The 12,476-nt window shown below is 33.4% G+C and carries 11 protein-coding genes; 4 read left to right on the top strand and 7 right to left on the bottom strand.

Features of this window, described 5'->3' with window-relative positions; all coding sequences use genetic code 11:
* Positions 1 to 48: 48 nt before the first annotated feature.
* From gldG to Z054_RS0116550, 3 genes are all read right to left on the bottom strand, one after another.
* Positions 49 to 2,448 carry a gliding motility-associated ABC transporter substrate-binding protein GldG gene (gene gldG / locus Z054_RS0116560; protein WP_024771161.1) on the bottom strand — a complete coding sequence of 800 codons (2,400 nt, stop codon included), beginning with the start codon at positions 2,446 to 2,448 and terminating at the stop codon, positions 49 to 51.
* A gap of 54 nt (positions 2,449 to 2,502) precedes the next feature.
* A complete protein-coding gene (locus Z054_RS28730; protein ID WP_035092304.1) occupies positions 2,503 to 2,787 on the bottom strand; it encodes a putative quinol monooxygenase in 285 nt (94 codons plus the stop codon).
* A gap of 66 nt (positions 2,788 to 2,853) precedes the next feature.
* Positions 2,854 to 3,684: an SAM hydrolase/SAM-dependent halogenase family protein gene (locus Z054_RS0116550; protein ID WP_024771160.1), complete on the bottom strand. Its 831-nt coding sequence runs from the start codon at positions 3,682 to 3,684 to the stop codon at positions 2,854 to 2,856.
* A 264-nt stretch (positions 3,685 to 3,948) separates the two neighbouring features.
* Here Z054_RS0116550 and Z054_RS0116545 point away from each other — a divergent pair, with 264 nt between their 5' ends.
* Complete coding sequence (locus Z054_RS0116545) at positions 3,949 to 4,905, top strand: PhoH family protein (protein WP_024771159.1); 957 nt, start codon at positions 3,949 to 3,951, stop codon at positions 4,903 to 4,905.
* A 59-nt stretch (positions 4,906 to 4,964) separates the two neighbouring features.
* Positions 4,965 to 5,912: a phosphoribosylaminoimidazolesuccinocarboxamide synthase gene (locus tag Z054_RS0116540; RefSeq protein WP_024771158.1), complete on the top strand. Its 948-nt coding sequence runs from the start codon at positions 4,965 to 4,967 to the stop codon at positions 5,910 to 5,912.
* A 72-nt stretch (positions 5,913 to 5,984) separates the two neighbouring features.
* On the opposite strand, the gene Z054_RS32145 is transcribed toward Z054_RS0116540, so the two are convergent.
* From Z054_RS32145 to Z054_RS0116520, 4 genes are all read right to left on the bottom strand, one after another.
* Positions 5,985 to 6,149: a hypothetical protein gene (locus Z054_RS32145; RefSeq protein WP_158237243.1), complete on the bottom strand. Its 165-nt coding sequence runs from the start codon at positions 6,147 to 6,149 to the stop codon at positions 5,985 to 5,987.
* A gap of 112 nt (positions 6,150 to 6,261) precedes the next feature.
* Positions 6,262 to 6,666, bottom strand: coding sequence for a hypothetical protein (locus Z054_RS0116530; RefSeq protein ID WP_024771157.1), 405 nt, complete (start codon positions 6,664 to 6,666; stop codon positions 6,262 to 6,264).
* A gap of 229 nt (positions 6,667 to 6,895) precedes the next feature.
* Positions 6,896 to 9,964, bottom strand: coding sequence for a WD40/YVTN/BNR-like repeat-containing protein (locus Z054_RS0116525; RefSeq protein WP_024771156.1), 3,069 nt, complete (start codon positions 9,962 to 9,964; stop codon positions 6,896 to 6,898).
* A 66-nt stretch (positions 9,965 to 10,030) separates the two neighbouring features.
* Positions 10,031 to 10,768 (bottom strand): LolA-like protein, encoded by a 738-nt coding sequence (locus Z054_RS0116520; RefSeq protein WP_024771155.1) that lies wholly within the window; start codon positions 10,766 to 10,768, stop codon positions 10,031 to 10,033.
* 158 nt (positions 10,769 to 10,926) lie between these two features.
* Here Z054_RS0116520 and Z054_RS0116515 point away from each other — a divergent pair, with 158 nt between their 5' ends.
* On the top strand, positions 10,927 to 11,817 hold the full coding sequence (locus tag Z054_RS0116515) for a DUF72 domain-containing protein (RefSeq protein WP_024771154.1): 891 nt from the start codon (positions 10,927 to 10,929) through the stop codon (positions 11,815 to 11,817).
* Positions 11,818 to 12,029: 212 nt separating this feature from the next.
* Entirely contained in the window at positions 12,030 to 12,425 is a 396-nt protein-coding gene (locus Z054_RS0116510; RefSeq protein ID WP_024771153.1) for a hypothetical protein, read from the top strand.
* Positions 12,426 to 12,476 lie beyond the last annotated feature (51 nt).

Raw genomic sequence — 12,476 nt, 5'->3', positions numbered from 1 at the left:
CGTTTTAAGTTTTGAGATTTTTCTATATCAAATATAGAGAATAGAATTTTAAACGGTTTTTTGATACTTTTTCTTTCTGATTAACGAAAATAAGAACCCAAAAACCATAAGGATAAGTAAGGGGATCAGGATATTGATAACTTGCCATAGGGTTTTGTTTTCAACAACTTTTTCTACATTTAGAAATGAAATATTGATCTCTTTACTTCTAATTTCAATAAGGCCAGAATCATCTAACAGGTAATTTACTGCGTTTAACAGAAACTCTTTATTTCCATATTTTAAATTCATGGTCGGATCAAAACCTAATTCTATTGGCTGCCCTTTTCGCGTTTGGTTTTTAATAATATCCCCATCGGCAATAACGATCATTTTTGTAGAATCACTTTTATCTTTATGATCTTTAATTTTATGAGGTTTTATTCTGTCTTTATAGGTAGATTTAAAATTTCCTTCAAGTAATACAGCCAAACTTTGAGGACCTGCATTATAACTAGCAATGTCTGGTTTTTTTCTAATAATATTTTCTAATAGTATTTCTTTAGGTACTCCCTCTATTTTTGATTTATCAGAACTAGTGAGTAGTATCGTCTTTTTGATACTATTTTTTAAGGTGTCAATCTGGTTTGAAAATTCAAATTTCACAGATTCTGTATTTTTAACAATAGGGTGGTTGCTGGCACTTTTAGTTAGTGATCCATAAAACCATGGATATGGGGTGAATTGAGTTTCACTACCTTGCCCAGAAGCTAATACCAATGGTGCAGAGTACAAATCATTTACCAAAACGGGATTAACTCTTACTCCATAAGAGAATAAAGCATCTCCTAATCTTAGATTCTGCATGATTGCAACAGAAGAACCTTCTGGATTCATTAAACTATCGATTTCCATAGTAACAGATTCTAATAGCCATAATGATTTTCCTCCATTCATTACAAATTGATCCAGTACATATTTTTCTTTTTCAGAAAAAGCTTTTGTAGGCTTAGCATTGATAATCATATCAAACTTTTGCAACTCTTGTAATGTCTTTGTTGTATTACTCGCTACCGAATCCAAAGTAAATGCCCCGACAAAGTAATAGTTTTGTAGCGTTTTAATAAAATCGGCAATTTTGATATCTGGTAATTGCCCATTTCCTTTAAGCACTGCAATTTTGTGTTTTTTAGGATGTAGTAACTTGGTTAATCCATCTGCAAAAGCATATTCTAATTGTTGAATAGAGCTGTTTACTCGCTCTTCTGAAGTGGCTCCAATGGTATTTTTGATTAAAGGAATTTTTACACTTCTGTTTTGAAAACTTAGAATAGCCCAGGGAACTACAGTTTCAATTTCGGTTTTTCCGTTTTCCTGTACGCTGACCTCCATTGGGGTTAGACCAAATTTTTGTAGTTCTGTAATTGTTTGTGCTCGTATTCCTTCTTCCTCTAAAGGATTGGTAAAAATGTGTTGAACATTAGGGTTTATAGCATTAAACTCTTCTAATATTTGTTTGGTTTCAGATTGTAAACGTCTAAACTCTGAAGGGAAATCTCCTTCTAGCAATACATCAATAACAACAGGAGCCGTTGCTCCTTTTACTAAGTTTTTGGTAGCTTCAGAAAGTGTAAAACGACTATCCTGGGTAAGATCAAAACGATTATATAATGAGTTTCCGATTAAAAATAGAACAATGACAGAGATTAATGTAATACCAATAGGTTTGATTTTCTGCTTTATTGCACCTTTTTTAAGAACGATAATGGTAAGAATCACAAATAGTAGAATACTACTTAAAAAATAAAAGATATCTCTGGTATCCAAAATACCTCGACTCATACGTTCATAATGCAATTGCATTCCTAGTTGTTCAACGATAGTATTCATTGCTCCTAGCAAGTTGTAATCTACGAGTCCGCTAAAACCAAAATAAAAAATGAAACATAGAAACAGCGAGATCAAAAAAGCAACAATCTGATTGTTGGTAATCGAAGACGAAAATATACCCATTGCGGTATATGCTGCGGCAAGTAATAATAGTGCAATGTACGATCCCATTGTACTACCTATATCGAGGTTACCAATTGGGTTCCCTAATTGATAAATAGTAACGATATAAAGGAGGCTAGGGATTAAAGCAATTAGGATTAAGGATAAGCTACCTAGATATTTTCCAAGTACCAATTGCCAGTTTTTGATTGGTTTTGTAATCAATACCTCCAAAGTTCCTTGTTTCTTTTCTTCTGCAAAACTTCTCATGGTTACAGCGGGAATGAGGAATAACAATATCCACGGTGCAATCTGGAAAAAAGGCGAAAGATCAGCAAACCCACTATCCAGGATATTAAATTGTCCTTTAAAGACCCACAAAAAGAGTCCGTTAAGGATTAAAAATATAGCAATCACCAAATACCCTACAGCAGAGGAGAAAAAGGTATTGATTTCTTTTCGTATTAATGCAAACATAGTTTTTTTAGGATTGAAGTTTTTTTAAGTTTATGAAGTCATGTGTCATAAACTTTATACCTCGATTACACTCCATGCTTCTGGTCTTTGACTAAACTTATTTTTAGTATTTGCCCAAACTCCTTTGAATAACGCAGAGTTTCTGTAGTTATTGAGATGTTCTTCAGATTCCCAATGGCTATAGGTGAAAAATTGATTAGTTTGATGTACATCTCTTACTAATTTTAGATGACTACATCCTTCAAAATTTCTGATCTTCTCTTTATTCTGTTCAAAGTTTTCTAAAAAAGCATCAATTTGATCGGGTAAGAATCCCATTTTTACGATTCGTATTATCATTTTTTAATTTTCAAAAGTATAACCACAAGGTTTTACAGTTTATTTTCGCTTCTTTTCAGATATTAATTATTCAAAACTAATGCTTACCGTATCTCTATAGTACAATCCAAAGAGATTGGAGGCCCCTCCTACAGTTTTAGGGTTACTCTTATAGATAGCTAGTTCTAAGTATCCCGAAGAATTAAAGACAGCCAATTTTTTACCATCTTCTTCGCGTTTACTTTTTTCGATATCAAAATTAATAGCATCGCTATATCGGTTATATACGTTTTGAAATACCGCTGTACGTGCTGTAATTTTAAATTTACGTCCTTTTCCAATTTCCTCAAAAAGCTTACGTGTAATGTTGGTAACCAAATTACCATAATTATCGATATAGATAATACTACCCACGATTTGCTTATCTCCAAGGTTTACAATAGGAGTAATCCCTTTTATTGTTTTGATTTCTGAGATTGTTTTTCCAATTACTTCTAGTGTACCACCTCGGGCAATATGACAAGCCACGGCCACAAAAACATCCAACACAGGAAAATTAGATACTATAGCATCGTGAATATTTATTTCTACAATCTTCTCTGGATTAAATTCTGATGTGATTAAACACACCAGTCCATTATTAGCACATATAAAGTAATGACCGTCTAGTTCTACAGCAATATGTTTATTTTCTGGATTAAGTTCACTATCGATTCCTATGATATGTATACTTCCTTTTGGAAAACTTTTATAAGCATTTTGTATGATGTATGCAGCTTCTGTTATATGAAAAGGTGAGATCTCATGAGATATATCAACAACTTTGGCATCTGGAAATTCTGTATAAATAGCTCCTTTAACCGCAGATACAAAATGATCTTTGATTCCAAAATCTGTAGTTAAGGTGATTATTGGCATGTATAAGAATTGTTAATATCTTTTAGTTGTAAGCACTTAAAAATATGTAAATTTGTTTTGAAGTTATTCAAGGCTTTTCTTTGGACAACAAAATGATGATAAAACCATCGTATTTACTGTTTTTTGATCACTAACTTATATAGTGATAATATAAACATTTTGCTTCGTTTTAAATTTCTATTTTGTTTTCCCGACAAAAACTTGAACAACTTTAGCAAACTTAGTCAATCCTAAAAAAAAATCATACTAAAATTCGTATAGCTTTTGAACGAACTTATTATAGAACTTACAGAAATCAATCCGAGAGAGTTTTTCGGACTTCAGAATAGCAATATTCAATTATTAAAAAAGTACTTCCCTAAGTTAAAAATTGTAGCAAGAGGCAGTAAAATAAAAGTGTATGGAGACGATGACATGCTCAAAGAGTTTGATATGCGTCTTAATATGCTTCTCGAGCATTTTAGCAAATACAATAAGCTGGATGAGAATGCAATAGAGCGAGTGCTTACCAGTGTGAGTAAGGCAGATTATGAAACATCGCCTAACAGTGGAGAAACATTAGTGCATGGAGTAGGAGGTAAACTAATTAAGGCCCAGACTGCTAACCAACGTAAGCTGGTAGAGACTTGTAAAAAGAACGATATGGTTTTTGCTATTGGTCCAGCAGGTACCGGAAAAACGTATACCAGTGTTGCACTAGCTATTAAGGCACTAAAAGAAAAAGAGGTAAGACGTATTATTCTTACACGTCCCGCAGTAGAAGCTGGAGAAAATCTCGGATTCTTACCAGGAGATCTTAAAGAGAAACTGGATCCGTATATGCAACCTTTATATGATGCTTTACGTGATATGATCCCTAATGAAAAGCTCGATAGTTATATAGAAAAAGGAGTTATACAAATCGCACCTATGGCATTTATGCGAGGTAGAACATTGGATAATGCTTTTGTGATCCTTGATGAGGCACAAAATACAACACATGCACAGATGAAAATGTTTCTGACGCGTATGGGAAAAAATGCTAAATTTATTATTACAGGTGATCCTGGACAGATAGATTTACCAAGAAGAGTTACTTCTGGACTTAAAGAAGCTCTACTAGTGCTTAAAAACACACAGGGGATAGGTATGATTTACCTGGATGACAAAGATGTGATTCGCCATAAATTGGTAAAAAAGGTAATTGCAGCTTATAAAGAGATAGAACATAGAAATGGATAAATAGTTTCAGGTTTTTAGTTTCTAATTGAAATTAAAGCCCGAAACCCGAAACCTAAGTAATGAATACAATTGTAGATACAAACTATAATTTTCCTAATCAAAAATCAGTATACAAAGGGAAAGTAAGAGAAGTATATAGTATAAATGATGAACTTTTGGTGATGATTGCAACTGATCGTTTATCTGCGTTTGATGTAGTAATGCCACGAGGAATTCCTTTTAAGGGGCAGATTCTTAATCAAATTGCGACCAAGATGATGAAAGAAACAGAAGATTTGGTGCCAAATTGGTTAATAGCTACTCCAGATCCAAATGTAGCTGTAGGGCATTTATGCCAACCTTTTAAAGTAGAAATGGTGATTAGAGGGTATCTTTCTGGTCATGCAGCTCGAGAATATAAAGCCGATAAGAGAATATTGTGTGGTGTATCTATGCCCGATGGTATGAAAGAGAATGATAAGTTTCCTCAACCAATCATAACACCTTCTACCAAAGCTGATAATGGAGAGCATGATGAGGATATTTCTAGAGAAGAAATATTATCAAAAGGAATTGTTTCTGAAACAGATTACCTCATCTTAGAAGATTATACACGTAAACTTTTTCAAAGAGGAACAGAGATTGCAGCAAAAAGAGGGTTGATCCTTGTGGATACCAAATATGAGTTTGGTAAAACAAAAGATGGTAAAATTGTACTGATCGATGAAATACACACTCCGGATTCTTCTCGCTATTTTTATGAAGAAGGATATGAAGAACGACAACAGAATGGGGAATCACAGAAACAATTATCTAAAGAGTTCGTAAGACAGTGGCTAATTAGTAAAGGTTTTCAAGGTAAAGAAGGTCAACAGATTCCTGAGATGACAGATGAATATATTAATTCTGTCTCTGAACGATATATCGAATTATATGAAAATATAACAGGAGTATCTTTTATAAAAGAAGATGTCTCTGATATACAAGGAAGGATAGAAGAGAATGTACTAGAATATTTGAGCAAATAGAAAAACGATATTATCGTATTTAAAAAAGCTGTCGCTAATAAACGACAGCTTTTTTTGATATAAAATACAGAATTAGTCGATTATAAGAACGCATTCTAGTTCTGCACAATGACGCCCATAATCTGTACACAAGCCAGTTCTAGGATCAATGCATTGTTTTCTTCCTCCATTAACAGATAATTGTTGTTTCCTGTTTAATTTCTCAACACCATTAAGGTTCATAATGTTATTTAACATGACTATAGGTTTTAAAAGTTATTATACTTTTAAAGATATATGAAATGTCCTGTTTTCTACTACGGCATTACCACAATTAACAGTGTATTATGATATGAAGAATCATCATCAATTATGCTACCTTATACTCTAATAATTGTATATTATCTTGTAGGCGCTCTTTTACGATACTCATCATTCGTTTGTTTAATGCAGAAGAATTTTCCATATAGGCCTGGTATTCTTCTACAGTAAATTGACCTATAATCATTCCTTTTAAACTATTTCTGAATTTCATGTCCTTTTGGATAGCATTTTCAATAAAATCGAAACGTTTTTCTAAGGATAATTCGTAGAAAGTATTCTTTCTTTTTTTAATGTAGTTTTTAAATACTTCGATTAATAGGCCTCCTTGTAATTTTATAATAGGCCTAATCGTTTTGTTCTGAAATTGCTCATCATTAGACATGTTTTCAGAAACTCTTGCATTTAATAACTGTGGTCGTATTGCCAATAAATTTGATTCCCTGTTTTCCATAATAAAGAAGGTTTACTAAAAATAAGTATTTGTTGTGCTCAAAAATCAAGATGGTGATTAGAGTTTTAAACGACTTATAAACAATAATAGAGTTACATATATTATATGGGATGTTTTGTTATACTAATCTAATCTTTTTATTTTTCTGTTACATTACCTAAACAATAAGTTATATATAATAAAAGCCCCCTATTATAGAGGGCTTTTATGCAACAAGATGTTTTTTAGTTTATTTTTTTAAGAATTCTTCTTTACTTAAAATTTTGACAGGAGTGTTCCCTGCTTTTTCAAGATATTTATTAAGTTTAGCTACCTGCTTACCATTGATTTTCTCGTATGCAGTTTTAGCTTCATTTAATCTTGTTTCTAATACTTCCTGATTTTCTAATTGAGCAAATGAAGGTTTCTCGAATTGCTCTGCCACTTCACCATATAAATCAGATAATTTTTCTCTCAGCTGGGGTTCAGCTTCATCAACATAATTATCACCCGTGGTTACTACCAGAGTTTCTTTTAAGGTATTTAGTTCCTTAATAACGGCAGAAGTAACTTTTTGCGAAGCCGGATCTTTTTTTAATACTGCTTCGGACTTCTTTATATTTTGATCAATTTTATGAACCAGATATGCCAGATCTTCCATGTCATTAAATAACTCTTGCGTCGTTTTATTATGAGTAATTCTGTCTTTTTCTGAAATTAATGAGGTAGGATCATTTAATAATGTTATCGCACTTTCATATTGTTTCTTACCTTTTTTAAGCACTATTTTATAAGTCCCAGCAGAAACTCTTGGAGCAGTGAATCCACCAAAGGTAAATGTTTTTCCTGCAGCTACTTTAGGTCCTTTTTTTCTGAAATTCCAGGTTACTATATTAATCCCTTTAGCTTTTCCGGGAACAAGGCTTACTATCTCATTACCATTTTGATCCTGGACAGATAGTGTCATTTTTCCAAAAGTATGCCTCTTTTTGAGGTAGTAGATAACTTTTGCAGAAGAGCTTGGGTTATCACCTATAAATTGAAGTTCTGTGCTTCCGCCACCAAAACCACCTTCTTCTTTGATTATTGAGGGTTTGGTATCAAAAAAGTGAACATCTTTAACAAGAACTTGTTGGTTTATTTGCCTTAGAGGAGAGATATCATCAATAATAATAACACCTCTACCGTGGGTCCCTAATACCAGATCATTAGTTTTTTTCTGTAGATCAATAAAATGCACCGCAGCAGCAGGCATATTATTGGTAAAACGAGACCAGTTTTTACCCCCATTTATGGATATAAACAATCCAAACTCGGTACCTAAGTATAGTAAATCTTCATTTACATAATCTTCCTGAATGTTTCTTGCAAACCCTATAATCTCGTCTGTCACAAGGGATTTCCATGTTTTTCCAAAATCTGATGTTTTATATACATAGGTATTCATATCTCCCGATGCATGACCATCAAACACAGCATATGCTGTCCCTTTATTATGTGAACTAGCTTCTATGTGATATACCCAGGTATTTTTTGGTACTCCTTGAATATTACCTACTGTATTGGTCCAGGTCGCTCCGCCATCCTGTGTAACCTGTATATTACCATCATCGGTTCCTACCCAAATTACCTTTTGATCAATCGGGGACTCTGCAATTGTAAAAATTGTAGTGTGAGTTTCGGCTCCCGATTTATCTGTAGAGATACCTCCTGATTCTTTATCTTGCTTTGTAGGATCATTGGTGGTTAGGTCTGGTGATATTTTTTTCCAGTTATCGCCCATATCTTCACTTACATGAAGGAATTGGCTACCCATATAAAACCGATCTGGTTGATGATTACTCACAGCCATTGGAGCGTTCCAGTTAAAGCGTAAATCTGCCTCTCCCTTAATAGGTAAAGGGGCAACATTTTTGGTGTAATTCTTGTTTACATCATATCTCCAAACATTTTGTGCTCCTTGCATTTCAGAATATATAATATTCTTGGCAGGGTGTTTTAATACTCTAAATCCATCTCCATATCCAACACGATTCCAGTCACGAGCTTCTATACCTCCTGGAGAAGAAGATGGCCCCCACCAGGAACCATTATCTTGCAGACCACCATAAATATTATAGGGTTCTTCATTATCTACACTAATATGATAGAATTGAGAAATAGGTAAATTATCCACCATATCCATTGTTGATCCACCATCCCAGCTTCTGTAGACTCCACCATCGGTTCCTACATACATTCTGTCTGAATTGTTGATGTCAAAAACAATATCATGTATATCTGCATGCATGTTCCCCAAGTTTTTGAATGTCTTTCCTCCATCTCTAGAGATAGAACCAAACAATCCTCCTTTAACCAGAATATCCGGGTTTTTTGGATCTACAACTATTCTAGCGAAATAGAAAGGTCTCACGACTAAGCCAAAATCTCCATTTAATAATTTCCAATTGGCTCCTGCATCATCAGAACGATATAGTCCTTTATCTTCTTTGCTTTCTACAACAGCATATACTATTTTAGAGTTTGAAGGTGCTATTGCCAATGCAAATCTACCCAGATCACCTTTAGGAAAGCCATTGTGGATTTTATTCCATGTTTTTCCTGCATCTGTAGATTTGTACAGTGCACTACTAGGTCCTCCAGAATTAAATCCCCATGCAGTCCTTCTAAACTCCCACATTGCAGCATAGAGCGTATTAGGATCTTTGGGATCCATTATAAGATCATTGACTCCCGTTTTCTCATTAATGTAAAGTATTTTTTCCCAGGTTTTTCCTCCATCTATTGTTTTGTATACTCCTCTGTCTTCACTATCTCCCCATAATGCTCCTAAGACTCCTACATAGACTTCATTAGAGTTGTTTGGGTTAATTTCTATACTACCAATTCGTTCTGAATTTTCAAACCTCATTTTTTTCCAGTTCGCACCACCATCTGTGGATTTGTATAAACCATCACCGATAGAAACACTGTTTCTGGTCCATATTTCACCCGTTCCTACCCAAATGGTATTGTCTGGATCGTTGGGATCAATCTTTACTACTCCTATTGATTGTGCATGATCATCAAATACAGAGGAGAAGCTTGCTCCTCCATTCGAGGATTTCCAAACCCCACCACCAGCAGTACCGGCGTATAGTATTTTATCATTAGTAGGGTGATTTTCTAAGTCTATAATTCGACCACTCATGAGTGCGGGTCCGATTTGTCGTGCTTCAAGGTTTCCGAATAATTCTTTGCCTTTTAGAACAACTTCTTGTGCTTGCAAGTGTATGGAAAAGAGTATAGCCAAGCTTGCAATTATAAATTGTTTGTTCATAATTACTGGTTGTTAATTTAGAATAAAAAATCCCCAAGTTTTTAATTTGGGGATTATGATTTGTGTTTATTTTCCTTCTGGGAAAGCGAATAATGTAGTTTCTACTTCTGGATTGAGATTGAACTCCTTAAAATCCATACTTTGGAATTGACTACTTTGTGAGAATGGGAAGTATAATCCTTCTACTTCCTGATAATCGCTAATAGACATTTTTATTTTCTGACCCTTCATTGGACCTTCCTGAATTTCTTCTTCAATTATAATAGGTACAAAATTTTCGGTATCAAAATAGTAATGAGAAATATTAGGTTGTGATTCACCATTAACCGTAATAGGATCTTTGGTTACCTTTATTTTAAAGGTATCGGTTCCATCTACAGTTTCATTACCAATAAGCTCTATGGCATATCCTTTTTCTTTATAATTTAAAAATGGAGAAGGCCAATCTTTCATTTGCTTCTTCATATTTTCTGTGGCTTCATTGTCGCTTTTTTCAGCTTCCATAGTTTGTTGATTTCTAGACCATGAGACTTTTCCGTCATATGCTGCCCAGATCATCTTGTTTCCTTGTAATTCAATAGTGGTAGACTGGCGCCCATCTTTCATCATAACTTGTTCAAAAGGAATTTCCATCCCCTGCATTTTCATTACTCCTTTCATAGTAATGCCTTCTAGTTTTTCCCAATTTTCTTTTCCTCCTGTATTTTCTAAGTAATTATTAACTATTTCATCTGCAGTTTGTGCATAAAATGATGTTGAGATAGCTAATACAAGAGCTACTGTAATAGATTTTAAAGCATTCATTAGTTGTGATTTTTATGATGTTGTTGTAATAGTTAGTCAATCGAGTTATATTTTTGTTACACTTTTTTTAATCTTTTATAGTAATAAGGGTGAAGTAATTACCCAAGGTCTTAATTTTTTAATTAATTTTCATCAAATAAATATAAAAAACCAGGTGCATGAAATTTGGCAAAGTAGAATATCCTGATATCATAGATTTTAGCTTACCAGAAGATCATAAGGATACGGTAAGAATTTTAAATACTACAGCTAAAGAAAGTTTATCGACTTATGTTGGCTGTGCCAAATGGAATAGACAAGATTTAAAAGGGTTTTATCCCAGGGGAACCAAAGATGAACTAGAGTATTATTCGAGGCAGTTTAATAGTATCGAATTGAATGCTACATTTTATAGGATTTTTCCTGAAGATCAATTCAAAAAATGGTACGATAAAACTCCGGAGGGATTTAAGTTTTTCCCAAAACTTGTACAGAATATTTCTCATCTAAAAAGATTAAATGAAGATGTAGAGCCTTATGTTGATGAATACCTATCTAATGTAATTCACCTAAAAGAAAAGTTAGGAACTATATTTTTACAGATGCATGGTAATTTTGCTCCTAAAAATTTTGACAGAGTTATTCGATTTATAGAAAAGTGGCCTAAAGAAATACGTCTGGCGGTAGAGTTTAGGCATACAGATTGGTTTAATGATTTAGTGGTAGCCGATGAGTTATATAGTCTTCTTGAAAGTAACAATATATCGAATATCATTACAGACACAGCGGGTAGAAGAGATTTACTGCACATGCGTTTAACCAATGATGAAGCTTTTGTAAGGTATGTTGGAGCAAATCATGAAACAGATTATACAAGGCTAGACGATTGGGTAAAGAGACTTTCTACCTGGAAAGATCAGGGAATTAACCAGATACACTTTTTTGTGCATCAAAACCTAGAAGTAGAATCGCCTTTACTTTCTAAGTATTTCATTAAAGAATTGAATGCTCATATAGGAACCCAATTAGGTTTGCCTAACCATTTATCAGACGACCTCAAATTGTTTTAACATAGAGATGTGGAGCTATTTGATAGGCTTTACATACGATTTGATGGTATTACCTTACTTTTATAAATGTTAAAAGTTTAGTTTTTATTGCTTTTTAGCGAACATATGTGTACTTTGCCGATGAATTTAAAATCAATGTTGTAGGAAATTACTTAATATTATTGTTTTGAATTCGATTACGATTACTTCATGGTCCCTAAAATATCAATTGTATGAATAAACTTTTACGCTATCCTCTTATACTGGTTTTTTTGTTAATTGCTAATCTAGCTAATTCTCAATCTAGTACTACCATCAATCATTCTAATCACGAACAGGAAAATATATTTTCTTTTCTTTCTGATCATCCTATCTTGATCCAAAATCAAACATGTACTAAAAAGAAGGTTTTTTCTTACGATTTTAATATCGTTGAAACCGAACATCATCATTTAGAGCATGATCATGATCATGCCAATGAAGTAGTTTTGTTGGATATCATTTTCTCTGATGAAGGATCTGATTTTAACTGCTCTGGCGGTTTTTGTATGAATAAATCTCATTTTCATAAAAAGGGATTAACTATGAAAAAGCAACTCTTTGACTATTTCATGAGTATTGCTTGTTAATAGGATTTAATAATTATGCTGGTTATTTTCTGATTAAGTTGAATTATGAAT

This window comes from Aquimarina macrocephali JAMB N27, assembly GCF_000520995.1.
GTDB lineage: Bacteria > Bacteroidota > Bacteroidia > Flavobacteriales > Flavobacteriaceae > Aquimarina > Aquimarina macrocephali.
This window is presented reverse-complemented; position numbering and strand designations above follow the sequence as displayed.